Raw genomic sequence first — 25,675 nt, forward strand, 5'->3', positions numbered from 1 at the left:
CCCCCCGTTTGTCCGATGTCATAATCCTTGTTAATTGTGTGTCTTTGGCCGCAAATTCCTTTTCAACTTTGGCAAGGATGTGACCTATGAGCGATATCGCCCTGACCGTCAGCATGTTGGCGCTGGCGGCCGTCATTGGGCTGTGGATGGGGAACTGGAAGCTGTACGGCGTTGGGCTGGGCATCGGCGGCGTGCTGTTCGGCGGCATCCTGGTCGGCCACTTCGCCCAGAGCGGGCAAATCAACCTGAACGGGGACATGCTGCACTTTATTCAGGAGTTTGGCCTGATCCTGTTCGTGTACACCATCGGCATTCAGGTCGGCCCCGGTTTCTTCTCTTCGCTGCGCGTCTCCGGGCTGCGCCTCAACGCCTTCGCGGTGCTGCTGGTGCTGACCGGCGGCGTCGTGGCGGCGGCGGTACACAAGCTGTTCGACGTGCCGCTGCCGATCATCCTCGGCGTGTTCTCCGGCGCGGTCACCAACACCCCGGCGCTGGGCGCCGGTCAGCAAATCCTGACCGATCTCGGTTCCGATCCGGCGTTGGTGGACGGCATGGGGATGGGTTACGCCATGGCCTATCCGTTCGGCATATGCGGCATCCTGCTGGTGATGTGGCTGATTCGGCTGTTTTTTCGCATCAACATCGAGCGCGAGGCGCAGGCGTTTGAAAGCAGCCTGGGCAATCAGCGTGAGCTGCTGCACGCCATCAACGTGGCGGTGCGCAACCCCAATCTGCAGGGCATGGCGATCAAGCAGGTGCCGCTGCTCAACGGTGAAGCGATCGTCTGTTCGCGCCTCAAACGCGGGGAGCTGCTGATGGTGCCGGCGCCGCACGAGCGGCTTGAGCTGGGCGACTACCTGCACCTGGTGGGCAAACGCGAAGATCTGGAGAACGCCCGACTGGTGATCGGCGAAGAGGTGGACGCCTCGCTGTCCACGCGCGGCACCGCGCTGCAGGTGGTGAGGGCGGTGGTGACCAACGAGCAGGTGCTGGGCAAGAAAATCCGCGATCTGAACCTGAAGCAGAAGTATGACGTGGTGATTTCACGCCTCAACCGCGCCGGCGTGGAGCTGGTGGCCGGCAGCAACGTGACGCTGCAGTTCGGCGACATTCTGAACCTGGTCGGCCGGCCGGAGGCCATCGACGCGGTGACGGCAATCGTCGGCAACGCCCAACAAAAACTGCAGCAGGTGCAGATGCTGCCGGTGTTTATCGGCATCGGCCTTGGGGTGCTGCTCGGCTCCATTCCGCTGTTCGTGCCCGGCTTCCCGGCGGCATTGCGGCTGGGGCTGGCCGGCGGGCCGCTGGTGGCGGCGCTGATCCTGGGGCGCATCGGCAGCATCGGCAAGCTGTACTGGTTTATGCCGCCGAGCGCCAACCTGGCGCTGCGCGAACTGGGTATCGTGCTGTTTCTGGCGGTGGTCGGATTGAAGTCGGGTGGCAACTTCATCGATACCTTGCTGCACGGCGAGGGGCTGACGTGGGTCGGGTACGGCGCGTTGATCACCGCCATTCCGCTGCTGAGCGTCGGTATTCTGGCGCGCACGGTGGGCAAGATGAACTACCTGACGCTGTCCGGCATGCTGGCGGGATCGATGACCGATCCGCCGGCGCTGGCCTTCGCCAACGGTCTGCATCCTACCAGCGGCGCCGCCGCGCTGTCTTACGCCACCGTGTATCCGCTGGCGATGTTCCTGCGCATCATGTCGCCGCAGCTGCTGGCGGTGCTGTTCTGGACGCTGTAACGCTGCCCGACTACAGCCGATAAGGCATTAACACGCCGTTGTCAGTGCCAAAATCTTTGGGGTTGCGGGAGATGAGCGTCCGGAACCCCACCTGCGCGGTGGCCCAGACAATGGCGTCCGGCAGCTTCACATGCTGTGAGTGGCGCAGTTCTACGGCGCGTTCGGCAACTTCATCGGTAATAGGCAGCAGCAGGAATTGCCCTAAAAACTGGCGCGTTTTCAACTCCAGCGCCGGCCCCTGTTTTTTGGCACCCACCATCACTTCCATCCAGGTGATGGCGCTAATAGCCGGGTTGATGTGGTATTCGGTCAGAACGTCTTTGGCTTGAGGAATGCCGTTGAGATAATCGATCAGGATATTGGTGTCGAATAACGCCCGTTGAGCCACCATTATTCCCACTCCTCGCGCTGACGATTTTCGTAGTCTACGCCATCGCCCATCGCCCCGGACCAGAGCCCGAAAGCATTGCTGGGATCTTCAACGTGGTTCTCCGTCAGATAACGGGAGACGGCCTGACGGATGATTTCGGCCCGGGGAATGTGGCGGATATTTTTCAGATTGTCGAGCTGCCGCAGGTCTTCTTCAGGTAAATCGATCACGATGCGAGTCATCGCTAGCCCTCCAAAAAAAAGATATACGATATATGCATCGTATATCTTTATCGGTCGATTTTCAATCAGCTGGCGTTAGCCTTCCTGATGCGCGCGTTCGATCTCTTCCGCCAGGATCGCCACGCCGCGCTCGATTTTCTCCGGATCGGGCACGTAGTTCATGCGCATGCACTGGTGGGTGTGCGGCCATTCGTGCTCCAGCCCCGGGAAGAAGTAATGGCCCGGCACCATCAGCACGCCGCGCTTTTTCAGGCGCTGATACAGTACTTCGGTGGTGATCGGCAGATCTTTGAACCACAGCCAGAGGAAGATAGCCCCTTCCGGTTTGTGGATCAGGCAGCGCTCCGGCGACAGGTAGCGGCGGATAATCTCGATGGTGTGCTCGACGCGCTGTTTGTAGAACGGGCGAATCACCTCGTTCGACAGGCGCAGCAGATCGCCGCGCGCGATCATTTCCGTCGCCATCGCCGGCCCCATGCTGCCCGGCGACAGGCTGATGATGCCGTTCATGTTGGTCAGCGCGGTGATCACCTTCTCGTCGGCGATCACGATGCCGCAGCGCGAGCCCGGTAGGCCGAGCTTGGACAGGCTCATGCACAGGATGGTGTTCGGGTTCCACAGCGGCGTGGCGTCGCTGAAGATGATGCCGGGGAACGGCACGCCGTAGGCGTTGTCGATCACCAGCGGAATGTCGCGCTGCTGCGCCAGCAGGTCGAGCTTCATCAGCTCTTCGTCGGTGATCACGTTGCCGGTCGGGTTGGTCGGCCGCGAAACGCAGATCATGCCGATGTCGTCGCCGATGGTGAGGTGTTCGAAATCAACGTGATACTTGAACTGGCCGTCCGGCAGCAGCTCGATGTTCGGTTTGGCGGAGACGAACAGCCCTTCGTCCAGCCCGGCGTCGGCATAGCCGATGTATTCCGGCGCCAGCGGGAACAGCACGCGGCGGCGCGAACCGTCGGCGTAGCGGCCGGCGAACAGGTTGAACAAGTAGAAAAACGCGCTTTGGCTGCCGTTAGTCAGTGCAATATTCTGTGGCGAAATCTCCCAGCCGAGCTCGTCGCACAGCAGATTGGCCAGCGCTTTCAGCAGCGCGTCCTTGCCTTGCGGGCCGTCGTAGTTGCACAGCGCTTCGGTCAGTTTGCCCTGATCGAGCATCTCCTGGCACAGCTGTTTGAAGTAGGCTTCCATCTCTGGGATCTGCGCCGGGTTGCCGCCGCCGAGCATGATGGCACCGGGGGTGCGCAGGCCTTCGTTCAGGTCGTCCATCAAACGGGTAATGCCCGCATAACGGGTAAATTTTTCGCCGAAAAGTGAGAAAGTCATAGGTGCAGCAGTACTGTTTCTTAGCAGGTAATCCCCCACCATACCGCCAGACAAATCCCGCTGCAACGCGGCCGATAAATCGACCAATGGGCACAAACTTCGCCCATTGGCCGATTGGTAGCATATTACGCTGGATTATTGTGACCGTTCGCCGGCCCACACCACCATCACCTTATCGTCGCCGAGCCGGCGGCTGAAGGCGTAGTAGGCGGCGTGTGGCTGCGGGGTTTGCACGCCGCCGCCGATCGCCGGATGGCGAGCGCGGAACTGCCCCAACCGTTGCCAGTGGGCCAGCATCGGGGCTTTTTCCCCCAGCAGCTCACGCCAGTTCATGTCGGAGCGGGTGCCCTGCAGCGGATCGGAACCGGTGGGGCCGAGCGGGCGGCCGCTTTCATCGCCGTAGTAAATCTGCACCGCGCCCGGCGCCAGCAACAGCAGGTTCGCCGCCCGCTGTTGCAGCGGCAGCGAGCCTTTGGCGTCGCTGGCGAAGAACAGCCGGGTGTCGTGTGAAGAGAGGTAGCTCAGCACGTTGAAATCCTGCAGCCGCTCTGCCATCTGCCGGTAGGTGGCATCAATGTCGGCAAAGCAGCCCAATGCCTGCGCCGCCTGGTCCTGGAAGTCGAAGTTGATCATCGCGTCGAAGCCGTTTTGGTAATAGTCGCTTTTCATCACCCCGTGGCCCCAGGCCTCGCCGGTCATCCAAAACGGCGCGTCATCCAGCGCCTGCTGCGGATGATCCGCTTTCCACGCCGCCAATGCCGCCGTGGCGCGCTGCTTCAACAGCGCCAGCGTCGGTTTTTCCACGTGCTTGGCGGTATCGACGCGAAAACCGTCGATGCCGTAATCGCGCACCCACTGGCTGAGCCAGACGGTCAGGTAATCGCGGGTGGTGGCGCCGGGCATGTCGCGCGCGGCGGTGTCGGGTTTGTGGCGATAGAACAGCGGCAGGCCGCTGGCGCCGGGCGCTTCGGTTTTGATGTCCGGCAGGAAGGCCAGCGACATCGTCAGATCGTCATAGCCCGGTGAGTCATAGTCGCCGATGTCGGTGCGGATCCAGTTTTTCCCCCACCATTGGCGCCAGCCCGCCTTGTCGCTGAAGTTGATGTAGTCGTTGAAACTGTGCCAGTTTTGCCCTGGCCCGGGGCGCCAGTCGCCCCAGTTTTTCCCCAGGGTTTTCTCCACCTCCGCGCCTTGCAGATACAGCGAGCCGAAGTGAAACGTCTGCATATCCGCCAGCGTGGCGTAACCGACATGGTTCACCACCACGTCGAACAGAATGCGAATGCCGCGCCGATGCGCTTGTTCGACCAGCGTGCGCAGCTCCTGTTCGGTGCCCATGTTGGCGTCGAGGCGAGTCCAGTCCAGCGCGTAATAGCCGTGATAGGCGTAATGCGGGAAATCGCCTTTGGTGCCGCCGCCGACCCAGCCGTGGATCTGCTCCAGCGGCGAGCTGATCCACAAGGCGTTGACGCCGAGCTGCTGCAGATAATCCAGTTTTTGCGTCAGGCCGGCCAGATCGCCGCCGTGAAAGGTGCCTATTTCCTGCAGGCCGTCGCTGCGGCGCCCGTAGCTGTGGTCGTTGGCCGGGTTGCCGTTCTCAAAGCGATCGGTCAGCACGAAGTAGACTGTGGCGTTATGCCAGCTGAACGCCGCCGGTTTCGCCGTGGCGGCGGACTCCAGCAGCAACAGGCCGCCGCTGGCGGCGGTGGGCTGCAGCGTGATTTTCCCCTGGCTCACCTGCGCCGTTTGGCCGGAATAGAAATCGCGCAGCGTTTCGCCTTCGGCGAAGGTGGAGGCGACGTCGACCGTGACCGGCTTGCCGTCCCAGCGCGGGCAGCTGCGGGCAACAACGGCGGCGCTTTCCGGCGCGCTGCGCAGGCTGAGCTGCAGCGTCGGCGTGCCGCTGCGGGTGTCGATGCGCACCTGATAGTCGCCGGCGCGGAACTGCCGCCAGCTGGCCGGCGGATGGGCGCCGCAGGGCTGCAGCGACAGCGTCTGGTTAAGCTTCACCGCCTCGGCCGGCTGCCAGCAGTGGTTATCCAGATACAGGCGCAGCGGCAGTTGGCCTTTGGGCAGCGCGGCCTGGCTGGTAAACAGCCCGGCGGCAGTTTCGTCGAAGGCCGGGAAACCCGGCAGCGTCCAGCCGGCCAGCACCGAAGGCGACAGCAGCATCAACAAGGGCAGGGGTAACAGTTTCATGGCTCTCCTTACGCGCGGCAGGAAGCGTTTTTCTCGCAGGGTAGCGCCCAGTGTGGCAAACGGCGGAAAAATAGCCTCCTCCCTGCGAGGGTTTTTCGGGGAGGAGAGAAAGGGCGGAGCGTTTTCGGATTGATTCGGCTTGGCTTTGCGCGCGCGCTGCGGCAGATTAAACGATGAACATCAAAGGAGGTTAGCGATGACGGACAAAAACTGGCGAGAAGAGATCGTTCAGGCAATTCAGGATGCCGAATTGCAGCACTTCGCCGAAGAACATCAGCTGCAGGCGCTGTTCGCGCCGCAGCAGGAAGAGCAACACGGCCGGTTATCCGCAGACCACCGGCCGCGCTGAGTTATTTCCGCAACAGCTGCGGGTTGACGCAGTTTTCTTTCACCGTGCCGGTCAACGCGGCGATCAAATTATCCACCGCGCAGGCGGCCATGCCGTAGCGCGTTTCATGGGTGGCGGAGCCGATGTGCGGCAACGCCACCACGTTCGGCATGCTGAGCAGCGGTGAGTTGGCCGGCAGCGGCTCTTTCTCGAACACGTCCAACCCGGCGGCGTGGATCACGCCGTTTTGCAGCGCTTCGATCAGCGCCTGCTCATCCACGACCGGCCCGCGGCCGGCGTTGATCAGAATGCCGCTTTTCTTCATCTTCGCCAGCTGATCGCGGCCGATCATGTGGAAGGTTTGTTCGGTCAGCGGCAGCGTGATGCAAACGAAATCCGACTCGGCCAGCAGGGTATCCAGATCGCAGCGGCGCGCGTTAAAGCGCTGCTCCGCCTCTTCGTGCGTGCGGCGGGCGTTGTACAGCACCGGCATGCCGAAGCCGAAGTGCGCGCGCTGCGCCAGCGCCAGGCCGATGCGCCCCATGCCGAGGATGCCGATGGTTTTATGGTGCACGTCGACGCCGAACCAGTCCGGCCCGATGCTGCCGCGCCATTCGCCGGCCTTCACCCGCTCCGCCACTTCCACCACCCGGCGCGCGGTCGCCAGCACCAGGCTCATGATGGTGTCGGCGACGGTTTCGGTCAGCACCGTCGGGGTGTGCATCAGCAGCACGTTATGGGCGTTGAGCGCCTCGACGTCGAAGTTGTCGTAGCCGACGGAAACGGTCGAGGCCGCGCGCAGTTTGGGCGCTTGCTGCAGGAAGGCTTCGTCAATTTTACCGCCGGAACCGATGATCCCTTCGGCCTGCTGCAGCGCCTGGCGCAGTTCGTCGCGGTTCTCCGGCTGCAGGCCGTTGAAGGCGTGCACGGTGAAGTGCTGCTCCAGCCGTTCACGCAGATCGGCGGGCAGGCTTTTGTACAATACGATAGAAGGCTTCATCACGAACTCCAGCTGGGCCAAAGGGGGCATGGCGCCCCCCGGTTGGGTTAACAGATAAAAAGTATAACCGGATCAAGCCAATTGCGGCTGGATCTCGTTGCGGGCGGGTTTGACGATCAGCGTCAACACCACCGCCACCACCAGTGCGATGGCCATAAACATGTAAGAGGCCGCCGGGCTGCCGGTGGCGCCATTCAGATAGCCGACGAACCACGAACCGAAGAACGACCCCAGCGCGCCCATGCTGTTGATCAGCGCCATGGCGCCCCCGGCGACGTTTTTCGGCAGCATTTCCGGAATGATGGCGAAGAACGGCCCGTAGGGGGCGTACATCGCGGCGCCGGCGACCACCAGCAGGCCGTAGGAGATCCAGAAGTGGTTGGCGCCGACGGCGTAAGAGCCGAAGAACGCCAGCGCGCCGATCAGCAGCAGCGGCCAGACGAACAGCTTGCGGTTTTGCATTTTGTCCGACGCCCAGGAGACCACGATCATGGCGATGGTCGCCGCCAGGTAAGGCACCGCCGACAGCCAGCCGGCTTCCACCATGCCCATCTGCATGCCGCTGCGCAGGATGGAAGGCAGCCACAGCACGAAGCCGTACACGCCGATGCTCCAGGCGAAGTACTGCACGCACAGCAGGATCACGTTGCGCGAACGGAAGGCTTCGCCGTAGTTGCGCACGGCCTTGATGCCTTTCTGCTCTTCGTCCAGCTGCTGCTGCAGCGCCTGTTTCTCATCGGCACTCAACCAGCCGGCCTGCGCCGGTTTGTCTTTCGCCAGCACCCACCAGCAGAACGCCCAGATAACCGCTGGAATGCCTTCGATGATGAACATTTCACGCCAGCCGAAGGCGTGGATCAGGTAGCCGGACACCACCGACATCCACAGCACCGTCACCGGGTTGCCGAGGATCAGGAAGGTATTGGCGCGTGACCGCTCCGATTTGGTGAACCAGTTGCTGATGTAGATCAGCATCGCCGGCATTACCGCCGCTTCCACCACGCCGAGGATAAAGCGGATGGCGGCCAGCATCGGAATATTGCTCACCACGCCGGTCAGCGAGGCGCAGCCGCCCCACAGGATCAGGCACCAGAAGATCAATTTTTTGACGCTGCGGCGTTCGGCGTAGATGGCGCCGGGAATTTGGAAGAAGAAATAACCGAGGAAAAACAGCGCGCCCAGCAGCGAGGACATGCCTTTGGTGATGCCGAGATCTTCATTGATGCCGGCGGCAGAGGCGAAGCTGAAGTTGGCGCGATCGAGATAGGCCAGGCTGTAGGTGATAAACACGATGGGCATGATGTACCACCAGCGTTTGGCCGCGACAGTCGCTTTGTTCATGTTCAGTATCCTTCAGTGGTGTTGCGTCCCCTTCGCCCGGCACGCTGGGCATGCAAGAGGAAGGGGCAGATGCTCTCCCGACGCGTCCCGGTTGTAGGGCCAGAGGTTGACGTCATGCGGAGAAGTCGTTTTTTTATTGTTATTCGGCCAGCGCCGCGCGGGTCGGCAGGCCCTCGCTGTCGCCGATGGCCTGGATCGCCAGCGAACCGATTTTGTTGCCGCGCTGCACCGCCTGTATCAGCGTTTTGCCTTCCAGCAGGGCGCTGAGGGTGCCGACGGCAAAGCCGTCACCGGCGCCGACGGTATCCACCACGTTGTCGACCTTGACCGCGGCCACCGCCGCCTTGTCGCCGGCGGCGGTTTTAAACCAGGCGCCGTCCGGGCCGGTTTTGATGATCACCGCCTGCACGCCGCGTTCCAGATAGAAATCGGCGATGCCTTCCGGCGTCGATTGGCCGGTGAGGATCTGCCCCTCTTTCAGCCCCGGCAGCACCCAGTCGGCGGCGAACGCCAGCTGGTTCAACTGCTCGATCATCACCTCGCGGGTGGGCCACAGCACCGGGCGCAGATTGGGATCGAATGAAATGGTTTTGCCCATGGCGCGCATCTCGCGCGCCGCATGGTGGCACAGCGCCAGCGATTCGCTGGACAGCGCCGCCGCCACGCCGCTCAGGTGCAGGTGGCGCGCAGAACCGAAATACTCAGGGTTGAAATCGGCGACCGACAGGTGGCTGGCCGCCGAGCCTTTGCGGAAGTATTCCACGCTGGGATCGGTACCATCGGCGGTTTTGGATTTCACCTGAAAGCCGGTGGGATAGTGGCCGTCGACCGTCACCTGCCGGTAGTTGATGCCTTCTTTTTTCAGCTGCTGCAGGGTGAAGCGGCCGAACGAATCGTTGCCGACGCGGCTGACCCAGCCGACATTCATGCCCAGGCGCGCCAGGCCGATCGCCACGTTCAGCTCGGCGCCGGCGATGCGTTTGGTGAAGGTTTCCACCTCCGCCAAATCGCCGGTTTGCGCCGCCACGAACATCGCCATGGCTTCGCCCAGCGTGACCACATCCAGGGGTGCCTGCTGCGCCGTCGTTGCCGTTAACGTTGTCATCATGGGGTTACTCCGCACGCAAAATATTGACGTAATGGCGGGTGACGGCTTCCAGATCATCGCCCTGCAACGGGAATTCGATGCCGCGCGGCGCATCGTGCGGCAGGCGGGCCAGCAGATCGCGCCAGCTGCCGTCGGTATCGTCCAGCGCGACGGCGCGCCAGCCGCGCGGGCCTTGGGTGGCGGCTTTGACGTGCACGTAACCGACGTGGCGGGCCAGGCGTTCGGCGGCGGCGAAAGCGTCTTGCCCCACCCATAGCCAGTTGGCCATATCGAAGGTCATGCTGACCGGCAGGTGGCTATCTTCCGCGGCGTGGAAAAAGGCGTTCAGCATCGACAAAATGCCGCAGTCCGGCGTCTGATCGTTTTCGACCACCAGTTTGACCGGGTGCTGCTCCAGCGCCACTTTCAGCTCGGTAAAATCAAAACCGGGGCGGAAATGGCCGAGGGACAACTTCAGCCGGCGCGCGTTCAGCGCCTGCGCTTCCGCCAGCAGCGCCGCCAGGTTGGGGTTCAGCGTATGTTGCGGGGTGAACAGCGCCTCAGGGGCGGAGTAGACGGCGAACAGCTGTTGGCGTTCGATTTCTTGCGCCAGGGCCGGCAGGCTGTCCAATTCGCCGGCGGCGAACAGTTCGCGGCGGATCTCCACCCCGTCGGCGCCCGCGCCGGCGATGATGGGCAACAGCGCGCGCTGGCCGCCGTATTGTTTGACGGTATCGGTGCCGTAGGCGCCGGTGACCACGATGATTTCTGTTTTCATTTTGACTCCTGAGGCGGCATTGTCGCCGCCGCTGCTGTTACCGGTACGTTAAATGGAACCGGTTCCAGCGAAAAGCGACAGAGTGTAAAAATATGATCGCAATCACGAAGCTGAGCAAAAAACAGCCGATGAGGGCGGGGCGGGCAACGGCCCCGGAGAAGGCGGGTTAGCGGGTGGTGGAGCCGCGAACGATCAGCTCGCCGGAGAACATCTGCTCGCCGCTGGGGGCGGCCAGGCCCTGAATGCGCTGCACCAGCCGCTCCAGCGCCGCGTGCCCCATTTGGTAGGTGGGCTGTTTCAGCGTGGTGATGCCGACGCCCGCCAGCTCCGCCCACTCCAGCTCGTCGAAGCCCAGCAGGCCGATGTCGTTGCCCCACTGAATGCCGAGCCGGCGCATGGCGCGCGCCACCTGCAGCGTCAGGGCGCCGTTGGCGGAGATCACCGCCTTGCGCATGCCGCGATGGCGGCCGCTGAAATCGCTCAGCACCTGCTCCAGCTTCTGCCGATCGTTGAGCGGCGTTTCGGCCTGCTCCGCTGACAGCGTGGGGTGCTGCGCCATGGTATGTCTGAAAGCGTGCAGGCGCTCGAGACGGGTATTGACCGTACCGAGCGGCTCGCTGAGGAACAAAATCGCTTCGAAACCTTGTTGCAGCAGGTGTTCGGTGGCGACGGTGGCGGCTTCGCGGTTGTTCAGGCCCACCACGTCGCAGGCGAAATCGGGGATTTTGCGGTCGATCAGCACCATCGGCAGCATCGACTGCTGCAGCATGGATAACGCTTCCTCGCGCATGCCGACCGCGTTGACCACGATGCCCTCCACCCGGTAACTGCTGAGCAGCTGCAGGTAGTGCTGTTCCTGATTGACTTCGTTGTTAGTGTTACACACCAGCAGGGTAAAGCCGTGCTGGCGGCAGGCGGCCTCGATGCCGCGCATCACGTCCACCGAATAGGGGTTGGTGATATCGGCGAGGATCAGGCCGATCAGGCGGGTCTGGCCGCCCTTCAGGCTGCGCGCCATCTGGCTTGGCCGGTAGTCGAGCTGCTGGATCGCCTGTTCGATGCGCTGTTTGAGATCGTCGGAAAGCAGGTGCTGTTCACCATTCAGATAGCGCGACACGCTGGTCTTGCCGGTTTTGGCGATGCTGGCCACATCGCTGATGGTGGCGCGCCCTGAGGCGCGCGTTGCCTTGACAGTGCTCACAGCCGATCCCTCCTGCGGTTAATTGCCAAGGAGACTACCATACCCGATGTGCGGGCGGGAATGTTGAAGGGTAAGGAGAAAATCGCAGGGAGGCGGCGGGGCGCCGGTTGCGCGCCCCGCACGGGATTACTGCAGCGGGCTGAGGGTGATCTCGACGCGGCGGTTTTGCGCCTTGCCTTCCGCGGTGCTGTTGGAGGCGATCGGGTTGTCCGGACCGGCACCGGTGGTGCGGATACGGTTCGCCGCCACGCCCTGGGTGATCAGCGCGCTGGCTACGCCGTCGGCGCGCTGCTGCGACAGGTTCATGTTGAGCGAGCGGGAGCCGGTGCTGTCGGTGTAGCCGACAACGTTGACCGCGGTTTTCGGATACTCTTTCAGCACCATGGCGACGCCGGTCAGGGTGTTGGCGCCCGCCGGTTTCAGCGTGGCGCTGCTGCTGTCGAAGGTCACGTTGTTCGGCATGTTCAGCACGATGTTGTCGCCCTGGCGGGTGACGCTGACGCCGGTGCCTTTCATCTTGTCGCGCAGTTTGGCTTCCTGCACGTCCATGTAATAGCCTGCGCCGCCGCCGAGGGCTGCACCGGCCGCTGCGCCGATCAGCGCGCCCTTGCCGCGATCTTTCTTGGAAGAGGACAGCACGCCGACACCGGCGCCCAGTGCGGCCCCGAGGCCCGCGCCGATGCCGGATTTACCGGCTTCGGATTCACCGGTGTAAGGGTTGGTGGTACAGGCCGACAGCGCGAGCGTGAGGCTCACGGCGCCGGCAATAATTGCAATGCGTTTTTTCATGTTCTTGTCCTTAATGGCATCAGAATCTGTACGCGCCGGCCCAAAGCGGGGACGCAAAAAAAAGTGGGTGACGCAGGGAGCCCGCGTCGCCGCGCTACCTATGACGCGCGGTTTCGCCGGCAGTTCCGGAGAAAAACGTGACAAATGATGAGCGCGGGTAAGTGCTGGGGGAGTTATGCGGTAAAACGCCGGGCGGCGCTATGCAGCGGATTCTTAATTGTGCGCATCCGGAGTGCAGATGCGCCTTTTTTAAGCATAACGGGTTGAATTTTCGACTGCCGGCCAGTTCATGATCAGCGTATAGGCCTGGGTTTCATCGTTGAACAGGCGCTGCGTCACCTGAAAACCGTGCCTGTGGTAGAACGCGCAGGCGCGCAGGTTCTGCTGGTACACCTCCAGGCTGAGCCGGCGGTAGCGCTGCTGCACGTGCGTCATCAGCGCCTGGGCGACGCCGCGGCCGTGAAACGCCCGCTCGACAAACAGCGCGCCGATGAACTGCTCGTCCAGCACGCTGATAAAGCCGACGATCTCGTCGTCATGCCAGCAGGCCCAGCTTTGCGCGCGCGGCAGGTAGTTTTCACGCACCAGCGTGGCGCTCTCACGCCAGTATTTTTCCGCCACGAACGGATGAGCGGCGATGGTGCTGGGCAGCCATAGCGCCATCAGCCGGTCGATATCCTCCGGGCCACAGGGGCGGATCACCGTGGCTTTGGGTAGCACATGCATCCCGTGAGATGATCGTTCACCAGCCCGCTGGCCTGCATGAAGGCGTAACAAACGGTGGAGCCGATAAACTTGAAGCCGCGTTTTTTTAGCGCCTTGGACATGGCGTCGGACTGCTCGGTTTTGGCCGGCACCTGGTTCAGCGCCTGCCAGCGGTTGAGCTGCGGCCGGCCGCCGACGAAGTCCCAAATGAAGGTAACGAAATTCTCGCCGGCCGCCTCCATCGCCAGATAGGCTTTGGCGTTGGTGATGATGGCTTCTATCTTGCCGCGGTGGCGGATGATGCCGCTGTCCTGCAGCAGGTTTTCCACGTCTTGTTCGGTCATGGCGGCGACCCGCTGCGGATCGAAACCGTGGAAAGCGCGGCGGTAGTTCTCGCGCTTTTTCAGCACGGTGATCCAGGAAAGGCCGGCCTGCTGCCCCTCGAGGCACAGCATTTCAAACAGCTCGCGCGCGTCGGTGGTGGGCGCGCCCCATTCCTGGTCGTGATACTCGAGATACAACGGATCGGCCGTCACCCAACCGCAACGTTCGTCTGCCATCCTGACTGTCCTTACGCTGTATTTATGAACAGTAATCATCGCTCGAAGCGCCGAACTTGGCAAGCCTCTGATTGTTTTGTCATCAGCCCGCTTGACGTGACGAAAAAGCCGACAATAGTTACTACATGGCCGGTGGAAAACCGGCCAACGATAAAAACGACATTGCCTTCATTTGCAGGCTCTCAGGAGTCGATTCATGCCTCTAAAAATAACGTGCATGCCCCGCCCGGCGGCGCTTGCAGTGGCGTTGCTTTGCAGTGTGACCCTTCCGGCTCAGGCGTACGATCAACTCTACGTCTTTGGCGATAGCCTGAGCGATACCGGCAACAACGGCCGGTTCACCTATGACGGTAACCAGCACCTGCTGTACGACGAAGCGTTGGCGCAACGCATCGGGGCGGCGCTGGTGGCTTCGGACAACGGCGGTGAGAACTACGCCGCCGGCGGCGCCGTGGCGGTGCCGGGCCTGAACCCGGCCGATAACACCCAGGATCAGGTGCAGCGCTATCTGAACCGGGTCAACGGCCAGGCCGACGGCGACGGTTTGTACGTTCATTGGATCGGCGGCAACGATCTGGCGGCGGCGGCATTAAATGCCGCTACCGCGCCCGGCGTGGCCTACAACAGCGCCGCCGCGGCAGCCGCGCAGGTGCATTCGCTGCTGAACGCCGGCGCCGGCACGGTGATCGTGCCGACGGTGCCGAACATCGGCTCCACGCCGCAGCTGATGGAATTGATCATTCAACAGGCGCTGTCGCCGGTGCAGGGGGCGGCGATCCAGGCGGCCTATGCCACGCTTAATTCGGTGGCGACGCCGGACAACGCTTCACGCACGCAGGCGATTCATGCGGCGTTGGCCGCCGCGGCGAAGCAGGGCAGCGCCATTCCTCAGGTGCAGCAGGCGATCGCCACGCAGCTTATTGCGGCGTATGACAGCCTGAGCGAGCAGGCCGCCCAGCTGACCGATTTCTATAATCAAAGTGAAGACCTTTTGCTGGCGCAGGGCGGCGGCAATATCGTGCGGGTGGACGTCAACAAGCTGTTCGCCGAAGCGATCGCCAATCCGGCGCAGTTCGGCTTCGCCAACACCGCCGGCATGGCTTGCCCGCCGGGCGTTTCCTCGGCGGTCTGCAGCTCCGATATGCCCGGCTTCGACGCCGGCCAGTCCTATCTGTTCTCCGACCATTTCCACCCGAGCCCGCAGGCGCACCTGCTGATTGCTGATTATATCCAGGCGGTGTTGGATGGCCCGGCGCAGGTGGTGGCGCTGAATCAGGCGACCGCGGCGATGGCGCGCGACAGCCGCGCCACGCTCGACAGCCGCTTCCAGCAGCTGCGCCACGGCGAAAACCCGCAGGGTTCGCTGGGCGTGTTCGGCGGTTACGCCGGCCAGCACTATGACTATGCCGATAACCGGGCTGCGGGGGAGGGCAACGCCACCACCCACAACCTGACCGTCGGGGTGGACTATCAGCTGACCGACGGCTGGCTGATCGGCGCGTTGATCGCCGGTTCCAACGACGATCAACATCCTTCCAGCCGCTTTGATTACAAGGCGCGCGGGCTGCTGCTGTCGGCTTTCAGTTCACTGGCGATATTCGAGCAGGGCTGGGTCAACGCCGATTTGCACTATACGACGATGGATTATGACGACATCCGCCGCAGCCTGCGGCTGGGGCCGCTGACGCGCACCGAAACCGGTTCGACCACCGGCAGGCAGTGGGGCGCGCGCGTGACCGCCGGCTATGACTTCCCGATCGCTTCTTACCTGACCACCGGGCCGGTGGCGCAGTTCGCCTGGGATTACAGCCGCGTTTCCGGCTACAGCGAAGATGGCGATGACAGCACCGCCATGCGCTTCAACGATCAAACCTACCACTCGCAGATCGGCGCGTTGGGCTGGCGGCTGGATACGCAATTCGGCGTGTTTAACCCTTATGCGGAAGTGAGTTATCAGCACCAGTTCGGCGACGACGTCTACCGCGCCGGCGGCGGCCTGAAATCGACGCAAACCTCGTTCACCCGCGACAGTGCGGGCCAGGACAAAAACTGGGTGGATGTCACGTTGGGGGCCAACATGCCGTTGACGGACAGGGTATCGGCCTTCGCCACCGTCTCGCAAACCGGCGGGCTGAGCAGCGGCGAGCAGTTTATGTATAACGTAGGCGTCAGCGCGCGCTTTTGAATTGGCCATCGGCGCGTTCAAGGGCGCAGGATCAGGATAAGCCATAAGGTCTGATAAGGGATTTATGCGAAAGGCGGCTTGGGGGGAATTATGCGGGCCGCAGTGACGTTGGCGGAAATACAAAAAAAAACTGATCCTATGAAAGGATCAGGTAGCCACTTGGCCAACACCAGGGAAAATTTTATTTATTATTGTATAACCAAAGATTAACTGTCAATTTGTTTCTGTGGCCCGTTAGCGCCGTATTTCATCCATGGCCATTCCTTCCATACCCAACGCGTCGGCACGCCGCGCGATATCGCCTTATTTTTCACGACATAAGAAATAATCTGGCACTTGATCACATTATCTCTCGATGAAGGGAGTTTTTTAGTTGATAAAATTAACAAAAATAACATTGGTGCAACTTTATCTCGTGGGAAATATAAGGATATACGCACGTAAATCAGCTTAAATTTGGTCGATGAAGAGGGAAATAGCGTTCAGCCAATTGACTATTTAAACGGCGGTGAGTGATATTTTTGTTAAGGGGATCTAATGTGTGTGTCGGGTATGTCTTTCTGAACGGCAAGGTAACCGGCCAACGTGTTGTCCTTCCCGCTGCGCCCGCCGCGGGAAAATCCAGCGCTTCTCGTCCCGATTCGCACTTGTTGCCGGATTCTGGCTGTATATCTTACGGTCAAAGGGTATACTGGCGCATTCCATCTAAATCCACTTGTATCGCGTGCGAATTCAACATGCAAAAGTTTGATACCAAGACCTTCCAGGGCCTGATCCTGACACTGCAGGATTATTGGGCGCGCCAGGGCTGCACCATCGTTCAACCATTGGACATGGAAGTCGGCGCGGGAACCTCACACCCGATGACGTGCCTGCGCGCACTGGGGCCGGAGCCGATGGCCGCCGCCTATGTGCAGCCATCCCGCCGCCCGACCGACGGCCGCTACGGTGAAAACCCGAACCGTCTGCAGCACTACTACCAGTTCCAGGTGGTGATTAAGCCATCGCCGGACAACATTCAGGAACTCTACCTGGGCTCGCTGAAAGAGCTGGGTCTGGATCCGACCATCCACGACATTCGCTTCGTGGAAGACAACTGGGAAAACCCGACGCTCGGCGCCTGGGGCCTGGGTTGGGAAGTGTGGCTGAACGGCATGGAAGTGACGCAGTTCACCTACTTCCAGCAGGTCGGCGGCCTGGAGTGCAAGCCGGTGACCGGCGAGATCACTTACGGCCTGGAGCGCCTGGCGATGTACATCCAGGGCGTGGACAGCGTATATGATCTGGTGTGGAGCAACGGCCCGCTGGGCGTCACCACCTACGGCGACGTGTTCCACCAGAACGAAGTGGAGCAGTCCACCTACAACTTCGAATACGCCGATGTCGACTTCCTGTTCTCCTGCTTCGAGCAGTACGAGAAAGAAGCCCAATCGCTGCTGGCGCTGGAAAAACCGCTGCCGCTGCCGGCCTACGAACGCATCCTGAAGGCGGGCCATACCTTCAACCTGCTGGATGCGCGCAAGGCGATTTCGGTGACCGAGCGTCAACGCTACATTCTGCGCATCCGCACGCTGACCAAAGCCGTTGCCGAAGCCTACTACGCTTCCCGCGAAGCGCTGGGCTTCCCGATGTGCAACAAGAAGAACGAGAACTAAGAGGCAGCCATGACTCAACAGACTTTCCTGGTGGAAATCGGCACGGAAGAGCTGCCGCCGAAGGCTCTTCGTTCCCTGGCGGAATCTTTCGCCGCCAACTTCACCGCCGAGCTGGACAACGCCGGCCTGGAACACGGTGACGTGAGTTGGTTCGCCGCACCGCGCCGTCTGGCGCTGAAAGTGGCCAACTTGAGCGCGGCGCAGGCCGATCGCGAAATTGAAAAACGCGGCCCGGCGATCGCCCAGGCGTTCGACGCCGAAGGCAAACCGAGCAAAGCGGCCGAAGGCTGGGCGCGCGGCTGCGGCATCACCGTCGATCAGGCTGAACGCCTGGTGACCGACAAGGGCGAGTGGTTGATGTACCGCGCCCACGTCAAAGGCCAGTCGGCGCAGGCGCTGCTGGCCGGCATGGTCAGCACCGCGCTGGCTAAACTGCCGATTCCGAAACTGATGCGTTGGGGCGACTCCGACGTGCAGTTCGTGCGTCCGGTGCACACCGTCACGATGCTGCTGGGCGCCGATCTGATCCCGGGCACCGTGCTGGGCATCGACTCTGCGCGCACCGTGCGCGGCCACCGCTTCATGGGCGAAGCCGAGTTCACCCTCGACAACGCCGACCAATACCCGCAGATCCTGCTGGAGCGCGGCAAAGTGGTCGCCGATTATGAAGCGCGTAAAGCCCTCATCAAGCGCGACGCCGAGCTGGCGGCGCAGAAGATTGGCGGCAAGGCCGATCTGAGCGACAGCCTGCTGGAAGAAGTGGCCTCGCTGGTGGAATGGCCGGTGGTGCTGACCGCCAAATTCGAAGAGAAATTCCTGGCGGTGCCGGCGGAAGCGCTGGTGTACACCATGAAGGGCGACCAGAAGTATTTCCCGGTGTACGACGCCGCGGGCAAACTGCTGCCGAACTTTATCTTCGTGGCCAACATCGAGTCGAAAGACCCGCAGCAGATCATCTCCGGTAACGAGAAAGTGGTGCGTCCGCGTCTGGCCGACGCCGAGTTCTTCTTCAACACCGACCGCAAGAAACGCCTGGAAGACAACCTGCCGCGCCTGGAAACCGTGCTGTTCCAACAGCAGCTGGGCACCCTGCGCGACAAGACCGACCGCATTCAGGCGCTGGCGGGCTGGGTTGCCGGCCAGATCGGCGCCGACGTCAACCACGCCACCCGCGCGGGCCTGCTGTCGAAGTGCGACCTGATGACCAACATGGTGTTCGAATTCACCGACACCCAGGGCGTGATGGGCATGCACTACGCGCGCCACGACGGTGAGGCGGAAGACGTCGCCGTTGCGCTGAACGAGCAGTATCAGCCGCGCTACGCCGGCGATGCGCTGCCGCAGTCGCTGGTGGCCTGTTCCCTGGCGATCGCCGACAAGATGGACACCCTGGCCGGCATCTTCGGCATCGGGCAGCATCCGAAAGGCGATAAAGACCCGTTCGCGCTGCGCCGCGCCGCGCTGGGCGTATTGCGCATCATCGTCGAGAAAAACCTGCCGCTGGATCTGCAGACCCTGACCGAAGAGGCCGTGCGCCTGTACGGCAGCAAGCTGACCAACGCCAAGGTGGTCGACGAGGTGGTGGAATTCATGCTGGGCCGCTTCCGCGCCTGGTATCAGGAAGAAGGCCACGCTGTCGATACCATTCAGGCGGTGCTGGCGCGCCGTCCGACCAAGCCGGCCGACTTCGACGCGCGCGTCAAGGCGGTCTCCCACTTCCGTACGCTGGAAGCGGCGGCGGCGCTGGCTGCGGCCAACAAACGCGTCTCCAATATTCTGGCCAAGTCTACCGAAACGCTGAACGACAGCGTGCGCGCCTCGGTGCTGAAGGACGCGGCGGAGATCCAGTTGGCGACTCACCTGGTGGTGCTGCGCGACAAGCTGCAGCCGTACTTCGCGGCGGGCAACTACCAGGAAGCGCTGGTGGAGCTGGCTGCGCTGCGCGAGCCGGTGGATGCGTTCTTCGACAACGTGATGGTCATGGCGGACGATGCGGAAGTGCGCGTGAACCGTCTGACGCTGTTGAGCAAGCTGCGCGAACTGTTCCTGCAGGTGGCGGATATCTCCGTGCTGCAGTAAGTGGCCTCTCTGCTGTGACAAGGCGCCTGCGGGCGCCTTTTTTTATTTCCGTTTCCTGGGGGCGAAGGCAAGGTCGCCTGGCGACTTGGGGGGCGACTTGGGGGGCGGGGGGGCGACTTGGGGAAATTGAAGCGTCCGGTCGCCGACGGCAATGAACCTCAGTGCGTTTTGCGCACGATTTTCAACCGCATCCGGCCGGGGCAATGCTCATCGCAAGCGGAATCGCGTATCGGAATGCCGCCAGTTGATCTATTCTTATAGGCGCACGGAGTGCGGTAAAAGGGGCGGAGTCCAATGAAAAAGCAGGTTTATAACAGGAGTTATGTCACATGGCGGTAGGGATCCAGAGCAGAGGTTTCGCGCGTTGGTTGGCACCGGTATTGGCATTGTTGGTGGTCATGCAATTGACCGCCTGCGGCGATAAAGAGCCGGAACAGCGCAAAGCATTTATCGATTACTTACAGAATACCGTGATGCGCAGCGGGGCGAACATCCCCACGCTGAGCGAAGACCAGAAGCAGAAGTTCGGCAACTATGCCGGCGATTACGCGATTTTGGTCGGCTTTTCGCAGCAGCTGTCCAAGTCGGTCGGCGCCAGCCTGACGCCGGCGCTGGATCAGATTAACCAGATCCGCACCGCGCAGGACTACCTGAACAAACGCGACGCGCTGCAGCAATCGGTCGGCGCGTTGAACCTGCTGGGCCAGCAGATCCAGTCCGCTAAATCGCAGGCGGATACCGCCCGCGCGGCGCTGAAGCAGCCCGACGATCTGAAGGCGGTGTACAACCAGGCCTATGACAAGATCGTTACCGCACCGGCCAACGCCTTGATGCCGGCGATCCCGACCACCGCCGGCTTCGTGCAGGATCTGGTGCAGGTTGGCGATTTCCTGCAGAGCCAGGGCAATCAGGTCAGTTTCAACAACAACGGCGTGCAGTTCCGCACCGCGCAGCAGGTGGCGCAGTACAACACCATGATGTCGAATCTGGTGGCCAAGCAGCAGAACCTGCTGAATGCGCAGAAAGCCGTTCAAAGCGTGACGCAATAACGCACCGCATGCACGACATACGGGCCGGCATTGCCGGCCCGTTTTATTTCCCCTCAGCGTTTCCAATAGCTTGCTGGTTTATTGCGCAGGCTTCTGTACTACACTTCAATTAATCCATTCATTCGGCAATGTAGTTTTCTTTCATTCATCACTTCGCTAGTTCCCGGCGGGATGAATGCTCACAGGGATGATCAAACAGAGCGTCGCGATCGGCGCCGCAGTTGAAAATAAATTGTGATGTTTATCACAATTTAAAAACAAACAATCAGCTTAAAAATGTGATCAACATCACTTTATTGTGGGTTTTCAGGCGATTTTTTTCTCACTGTGCTTTTTTTACACGCCATAAGTGTGATCTTTATCACTATAAAGGGTGGTTTGTTGGGGTGTTGTGTGTGATTTGTGTCACAAAAAATCCGTGAAGTTCGCGTGACAAAAACAGCGTGATAGAGTCCGTTTCGCATACAGCGGCAACACGGCTGGATCGTCACAACAATAATCACGCGCTCTATTGTCAGCGCGTAACAATAGGGGTGTGTTTTATGTTTTCACCAGACATCAAGGTTAAAGTACAAAACTTTGGCCGCTTCCTGAGCAACATGGTGATGCCCAACATCGGCGCCTTTATCGCCTGGGGGATTATCACCGCGCTATTCATTCCAACCGGCTGGCTGCCGAATGAAACCTTAGCCAAGCTGGTCGGCCCGATGATCACCTACCTGCTGCCATTGCTGATCGGTTATACCGGCGGGCGGCTGGTGGGCGGCGAGCGCGGCGGTGTGGTCGGCGCTATCACCACCATGGGCGTCATCGTCGGCGCCGACATGCCGATGTTCCTCGGCTCGATGATCGCCGGTCCGCTGGGCGGCTGGGCTATCAAGCACTTTGACCGCTGGGTGGACGGCAAGATCAAAAGCGGTTTTGAAATGCTGGTGAACAACTTCTCCGCCGGCATCATCGGCATGCTGCTGGCGATCCTGGCTTTCCTGGGCATCGGGCCGCTGGTGGAGGTGCTCTCCAAGCTGCTGGCGGCGGGCGTGCACGTGATGGTGAAGAACAACCTGCTGCCACTGGCGTCCATCTTCGTTGAACCGGCGAAAATCCTGTTCCTGAACAACGCCATCAACCACGGCATCTTCTCGCCGCTGGGTATCCAGCAGGCCACGGAAGTCGGCAAGTCGGTATTCTTCCTGATCGAAGCCAACCCAGGCCCGGGCATGGGCGTACTGATGGCCTACATGTTCTTCGGTCGCGGCAGCGCCAAGCAATCCGCCGGCGGTGCGGCAATCATTCACTTCCTGGGTGGCATCCACGAAATCTACTTCCCTTACGTGCTGATGAACCCACGCCTGCTGCTGGCGGTGATCCTGGGGGGCATGACCGGCGTCTTCACCCTGACGATGCTGAACGGCGGCCTGGTTTCTCCGGCTTCTCCGGGTTCGATCCTGGCAGTGCTGGCGATGACCCCGAAAGGCGCCTACTTCGCCAACATTGCGGCGGTGTGCGCAGCCTTTGCCGTCTCCTTCGTGGTGTCCGCTTTCCTGCTGAAAACCTCCAAGGTGAAAGAGGATGACGATCTGGAAGCTGCGACCCGTCGCATGCAAGAGATGAAATCGCAGTCCAAAGGCGGCGCGGCGACGCCGGCATCGGTCGACGGCGATCTGAGCACCGTGCGCAAAATCATCGTCGCCTGCGATGCGGGCATGGGTTCCAGCGCCATGGGCGCCGGGGTGCTGCGCAAGAAAGTGGCCGACGCCGGGCTGAAGAACATCTCGGTGACCAACAGCGCCATCAACAGCCTGCCGGACGATGTGGATCTGGTGATCACCCACCGCGATCTGACCGAGCGTGCGATGCGCCACGCGCCGCAGGCCCAGCACATCTCGCTGACCAACTTCCTCGACAGCAAGCTGTACAGCGATTTGGTCGACCGTTTGCTGGCGGCCAACAAAACCAGCGACAACCAACAAAAGGTACTGGGCGCGCTGGACGACAGCTTCGAAGCCGGTGAATCGAACCTGTTCAAGCTGAGCGAGAGCAACGTGTTCCTCAACCTGCAGGCCAGCGACAAAGAGCAGGCGATCCGCTTCGCCGGCGAGCAGCTGGTGAAAGGCGGCTACGTCGAGGCGGAGTACGTGCCGGCGATGCTGGAGCGCGAGAAACTCACCTCCACCTACCTGGGCGAGTCGATCGCCGTGCCGCACGGCACCATTGAGGCCAAAGACCGGGTGCTGCGCACCGGCGTGGTGTTCTGCCAGTACCCGCAGGGCGTGCGCTTCGGCGAGGAAGAGGATGAAGTGGCCCGTCTGGTGATCGGCATCGCCGCGCGCAACAACGAGCATATCCAGGTGATCACCAGCCTGACCAACGCGCTGGATGACGAGAGCGTGATCGAGCGGCTGGCGAATACCACCAGCGTGCAGGAAGTGCTGGACCTGCTCGGCGGCAAAAAAGCCGGATAACGGAATCATTTTAAAGGGTGCAGCTTGCTGCACCCTTCGACATTAAGAAGGTAGAGTTATGAAAGCATTACATTTTGGCGCAGGGAACATCGGCCGCGGTTTTATCGGCAAGCTGCTGGCGGACGCCGGGGTTGAGCTGACCTTCGCCGACGTCAATCAAACGGTGCTGGATCTGTTGAACAGCCGTAAAAGCTATCAGGTGCACGTGGTGGGCGAGCAAGAACGCGTGGAGAGCGTCAACAACGTCAGCGCCGTCAACAGCGGCAGCGAGGCGGCGGTGGCGCTGATCGCCGAGGCGGATCTGGTGACCACTGCCGTTGGCCCGCAAATTCTCGGCAAAATCGCCGGCACGATCGCCAAAGGGCTGGTGCTGCGTCATCAGCAGGGCAATGCGCAGCCGCTGAATATCATCGCCTGCGAGAACATGGTGCGCGGCACCAGCCAGCTGAAGCAGCATGTGTTCGCTGCGCTGCCGCAGGACGAACAGGCATGGGTTGAGCAGCACGTCGGCTTCGTCGATTCGGCCGTCGACCGCATCGTGCCGCCGGCGGACAGCAGCGATCCGCTGGAAGTGACGGTGGAAACCTTCAGCGAATGGATCGTCGATCAGACCCAGTTCAAGGGCCAGCCTCCGGCGATCGCCGGCATGGAGCTGACCGATAACCTGATGGCGTTCGTCGAGCGCAAGCTGTTCACCCTCAATACCGGCCACGCCATCACCGCCTACCTTGGCCAACGGGCCGGGCTGCAAACCATTCGCGACGCCATTCTCGACCCGGCGATCCGCCGCGTGGTGAAAGGAGCGATGGAAGAGAGCGGTGCGGTGCTGATCAAGCGCTACGGCTTCGACGCCGACAAGCACGCCGCCTACATCAACAAAATCCTCGGCCGCTTCGAAAACCCGTATCTGCACGACGACGTCGAGCGCGTGGGGCGCCAGCCGCTGCGCAAACTGAGCGCCGGCGATCGCCTGATCAAACCGCTGCTGGGCACGCTGGAATACGGCCTGCCGCACGCCAACCTGATCCAGGGCATCGCCGCCGCCATGAGCTACCGCAGCGAACAGGATCCGCAGGCGCAGGAGTTGGCGGAATTGCTGAACACGCTCGGGCCGAAAGCCGCGCTGGCGCAAATTTCCGGCCTGCCGGCGGAAAGCGAGGTTGTAGAAGAGGCCGTTGCTGTGTATAACGCCATGCACAAGTAGAATCGTGATGATGAACACCCGAGCGCAGCTTGCTGCGCTCCTGCAATCCGAGTTCGACATCGACGGCCCTCCCCACGCCTTTCGAAAAGCGATGATGGAAGAAGCACAGGCATTTGAAAATCAGGTTCTGGAAAAGCTGAACGCGGGCAAAACGGTGCGCAGTTTCCTGATCGCGGCGGTAGAGCTGCTGGCGGAAGCGCTCAACGTGCTGGTGGTGCAGGTATTCCGCAAGGACGACTATGCGGTGAAATATGCCGTCGAACCGCTATTGTCCGGCAGCGGCCCGCTGGGGGAGCTGTCGGTGCGCCTGAAGCTGATGTATGGGCTGGGGGTGATCTCCCGCCACGAATATGAAGACGCCGAGCTGCTGATGGCGATGCGCGAAGAGCTGAATCACGACGGTGCGGAATACCGCTTCGTCGACGACGAAATCCTCGGGCCGTTCGGCGAGCTGCACTGCGTGGCCGCGCTGCCGCCGGCGCCGACCTTCCTGCAGCCGGGCGAAGCGGATGAAGCGCTGATCGCCATGCAGCGTCAGCGCTATCAGCAGATGGTGCGCTCCACCATGGTGCTGTCCATTACCGATCTGATCGCCGGCATCGGCGCCAAACAACCTTCCCGACTCTCTCCTCTCGGCCGCGGCTAAGCAAAGGCCGCGCGCCACTCGTCGAACAGCAACCACAGCGCGGTGGCGGCCATCAGGCCGGACATGACGCCGTTAAACGCGCGCAGCTTCCAGGCGACCTGGAGCGCGTTGCGCAACCGGTCGCCCAGCACCGCCCACAGCAGCACACAGGGTAAATTCAGCACGACGAAACCTGCGATGACGCTCAGCGTATGGAAGAAGGTGGCGCCTTCGCGCGGGGTGAACAGGATCGCCACGTTGATCACCATCAGCCAGGCCTTGGGGTTGACCGCCTGAAACAGCGCGCCGTTGAGGAAACTCATTGGCCTCACCTGCTCTTTGGCGTCCGGCGAGGCCGCCTTGAACAGTTTCCATGACAGCCACAGCAGGTAGGCGCAGCCGATCACCGCCAGCGGGAAGCGGATGACGCCGGCCCAGCTGAGCGCCAGCGCCAGCAGCGGGATAATGATAGCCAACTGCACCGCGCAGCCGGCGCCGATGCCGAACAGCATCGGCAGGGTGCGGCGCAGGCCGAAGTTGACGCCCGACGAGGCCAGCAGCAGGTTGTTGGGGCCGGGGGTAATCGACATGACGGTGACGTAGCTGACAAAGGCGGAGTCCAGCATGGCAGGTTCCTTGAAAATGACGGTAATAACGAGAGGATCAGCATAATCGCTGCAATGGGGTGGTGACAGAACCACAAATTGGATATTGTTATGGTTACAGTTGTGCAAAATGTAAACTG

Annotated in this window: 22 protein-coding genes; 9 read left to right on the plus strand and 13 right to left on the minus strand. The window is 61.5% G+C overall.

Features of this window, described 5'->3' with window-relative positions:
• Positions 1-86 precede the first annotated feature (86 nt).
• Positions 87-1,745 carry a putative transporter gene (locus ACSBQQ_RS17345; protein WP_033649549.1) on the plus strand — a complete coding sequence of 553 codons (1,659 nt, stop codon included), beginning with the start codon at positions 87-89 and terminating at the stop codon, positions 1,743-1,745.
• A 10-nt stretch (positions 1,746-1,755) separates the two neighbouring features.
• On the opposite strand, the gene ACSBQQ_RS17350 is transcribed toward ACSBQQ_RS17345, so the two are convergent.
• From ACSBQQ_RS17350 to ACSBQQ_RS17365, 4 genes are all read right to left on the minus strand, one after another.
• Complete coding sequence (locus tag ACSBQQ_RS17350) at positions 1,756-2,136, minus strand: type II toxin-antitoxin system VapC family toxin (protein ID WP_033649548.1); 381 nt, start codon at positions 2,134-2,136, stop codon at positions 1,756-1,758.
• On the minus strand, positions 2,136-2,357 hold the full coding sequence (locus tag ACSBQQ_RS17355) for a ribbon-helix-helix domain-containing protein (protein ID WP_039568270.1): 222 nt from the start codon (positions 2,355-2,357) through the stop codon (positions 2,136-2,138). Before ACSBQQ_RS17355 ends, ACSBQQ_RS17350 begins: the two co-directional genes overlap by 1 nt.
• 75 nt (positions 2,358-2,432) lie before the next feature.
• Complete coding sequence (locus tag ACSBQQ_RS17360) at positions 2,433-3,683, minus strand: valine--pyruvate transaminase (RefSeq protein WP_060388266.1); 1,251 nt, start codon at positions 3,681-3,683, stop codon at positions 2,433-2,435.
• A gap of 135 nt (positions 3,684-3,818) precedes the next feature.
• Positions 3,819-5,882: an alpha-amylase gene (locus ACSBQQ_RS17365; protein WP_060388267.1), complete on the minus strand. Its 2,064-nt coding sequence runs from the start codon at positions 5,880-5,882 to the stop codon at positions 3,819-3,821.
• A 196-nt stretch (positions 5,883-6,078) separates the two neighbouring features.
• On the opposite strand from ACSBQQ_RS17365, the gene ACSBQQ_RS17370 reads away from it, so the two are divergent.
• Positions 6,079-6,231, plus strand: a complete 153-nt coding sequence (locus ACSBQQ_RS17370; RefSeq protein ID WP_019455508.1) for a hypothetical protein — start codon at positions 6,079-6,081, stop codon at positions 6,229-6,231.
• 1 nt (position 6,232) lies between these two features.
• Here the strand turns inward: ACSBQQ_RS17370 and ghrB are convergent, their stop codons facing one another.
• The 8 genes from ghrB to ACSBQQ_RS17410 form a co-directional block, all read right to left on the minus strand.
• A complete protein-coding gene (gene ghrB / locus ACSBQQ_RS17375) occupies positions 6,233-7,210 on the minus strand; it encodes a glyoxylate/hydroxypyruvate reductase GhrB (RefSeq protein ID WP_016929588.1) in 978 nt (325 codons plus the stop codon).
• Between the two features lie 72 nt (positions 7,211-7,282).
• A complete protein-coding gene (locus ACSBQQ_RS17380) occupies positions 7,283-8,551 on the minus strand; it encodes an MFS transporter (RefSeq protein WP_033636543.1) in 1,269 nt (422 codons plus the stop codon).
• A 139-nt stretch (positions 8,552-8,690) separates the two neighbouring features.
• On the minus strand, positions 8,691-9,656 hold the full coding sequence (locus tag ACSBQQ_RS17385; protein WP_060429101.1) for a sugar kinase: 966 nt from the start codon (positions 9,654-9,656) through the stop codon (positions 8,691-8,693).
• Positions 9,657-9,663: 7 nt separating this feature from the next.
• Entirely contained in the window at positions 9,664-10,416 is a 753-nt protein-coding gene (locus ACSBQQ_RS17390) for a sugar phosphate isomerase/epimerase family protein (RefSeq protein ID WP_033653959.1), read from the minus strand.
• A 166-nt stretch (positions 10,417-10,582) separates the two neighbouring features.
• Positions 10,583-11,617 (minus strand): LacI family DNA-binding transcriptional regulator, encoded by a 1,035-nt coding sequence (locus tag ACSBQQ_RS17395; protein ID WP_060429038.1) that lies wholly within the window; start codon positions 11,615-11,617, stop codon positions 10,583-10,585.
• Positions 11,618-11,743: 126 nt separating this feature from the next.
• On the minus strand, positions 11,744-12,406 hold the full coding sequence (locus ACSBQQ_RS17400; protein WP_033631402.1) for an OmpA family lipoprotein: 663 nt from the start codon (positions 12,404-12,406) through the stop codon (positions 11,744-11,746).
• Positions 12,407-12,655: 249 nt separating this feature from the next.
• Positions 12,656-13,108, minus strand: coding sequence for an N-acetyltransferase (locus ACSBQQ_RS17405; RefSeq protein ID WP_060429040.1), 453 nt, complete (start codon positions 13,106-13,108; stop codon positions 12,656-12,658).
• Entirely contained in the window at positions 13,105-13,671 is a 567-nt protein-coding gene (locus tag ACSBQQ_RS17410) for a DNA-3-methyladenine glycosylase I (RefSeq protein WP_033636547.1), read from the minus strand. The genes ACSBQQ_RS17405 and ACSBQQ_RS17410 overlap by 4 nt, the downstream gene beginning before the upstream one ends.
• A 196-nt stretch (positions 13,672-13,867) precedes the next feature.
• Here ACSBQQ_RS17410 and ACSBQQ_RS17415 point away from each other — a divergent pair, with 196 nt between their 5' ends.
• The 7 genes from ACSBQQ_RS17415 to ACSBQQ_RS17445 all read left to right on the plus strand — a co-directional run bounded on the left by ACSBQQ_RS17415 (position 13,868) and on the right by ACSBQQ_RS17445 (position 24,951).
• On the plus strand, positions 13,868-15,856 hold the full coding sequence (locus ACSBQQ_RS17415) for an autotransporter outer membrane beta-barrel domain-containing protein (protein WP_060429042.1): 1,989 nt from the start codon (positions 13,868-13,870) through the stop codon (positions 15,854-15,856).
• Positions 15,857-16,593: 737 nt separating this feature from the next.
• Positions 16,594-17,511, plus strand: a complete 918-nt coding sequence (glyQ, locus tag ACSBQQ_RS17420; RefSeq protein ID WP_004933966.1) for a glycine--tRNA ligase subunit alpha — start codon at positions 16,594-16,596, stop codon at positions 17,509-17,511.
• 9 nt (positions 17,512-17,520) lie between these two features.
• Positions 17,521-19,590, plus strand: a complete 2,070-nt coding sequence (gene glyS / locus ACSBQQ_RS17425) for a glycine--tRNA ligase subunit beta (protein WP_033649541.1) — start codon at positions 17,521-17,523, stop codon at positions 19,588-19,590.
• A 329-nt stretch (positions 19,591-19,919) separates the two neighbouring features.
• Entirely contained in the window at positions 19,920-20,639 is a 720-nt protein-coding gene (locus tag ACSBQQ_RS17430; RefSeq protein ID WP_033636551.1) for a DUF3053 domain-containing protein, read from the plus strand.
• A 542-nt stretch (positions 20,640-21,181) separates the two neighbouring features.
• Positions 21,182-23,101: a PTS mannitol transporter subunit IICBA gene (locus ACSBQQ_RS17435; RefSeq protein WP_041037303.1), complete on the plus strand. Its 1,920-nt coding sequence runs from the start codon at positions 21,182-21,184 to the stop codon at positions 23,099-23,101.
• 58 nt (positions 23,102-23,159) lie between these two features.
• Positions 23,160-24,305, plus strand: a complete 1,146-nt coding sequence (locus tag ACSBQQ_RS17440; protein ID WP_033649538.1) for a mannitol-1-phosphate 5-dehydrogenase — start codon at positions 23,160-23,162, stop codon at positions 24,303-24,305.
• 91 nt (positions 24,306-24,396) lie between these two features.
• On the plus strand, positions 24,397-24,951 hold the full coding sequence (locus ACSBQQ_RS17445; RefSeq protein ID WP_033638634.1) for an MltR family transcriptional regulator: 555 nt from the start codon (positions 24,397-24,399) through the stop codon (positions 24,949-24,951).
• Here ACSBQQ_RS17445 and ACSBQQ_RS17450 read toward each other — a convergent pair.
• On the minus strand, positions 24,948-25,556 hold the full coding sequence (locus ACSBQQ_RS17450; RefSeq protein ID WP_033649537.1) for a LysE family translocator: 609 nt from the start codon (positions 25,554-25,556) through the stop codon (positions 24,948-24,950). The genes ACSBQQ_RS17445 and ACSBQQ_RS17450 overlap by 4 nt on opposite strands.
• Between the last annotated feature and the right edge of the window lie 119 nt (positions 25,557-25,675).

It is taken from the genome of Serratia sp. G204Y (assembly GCF_051172435.1).
Lineage (GTDB): Bacteria > Pseudomonadota > Gammaproteobacteria > Enterobacterales > Enterobacteriaceae > Serratia > Serratia sarumanii.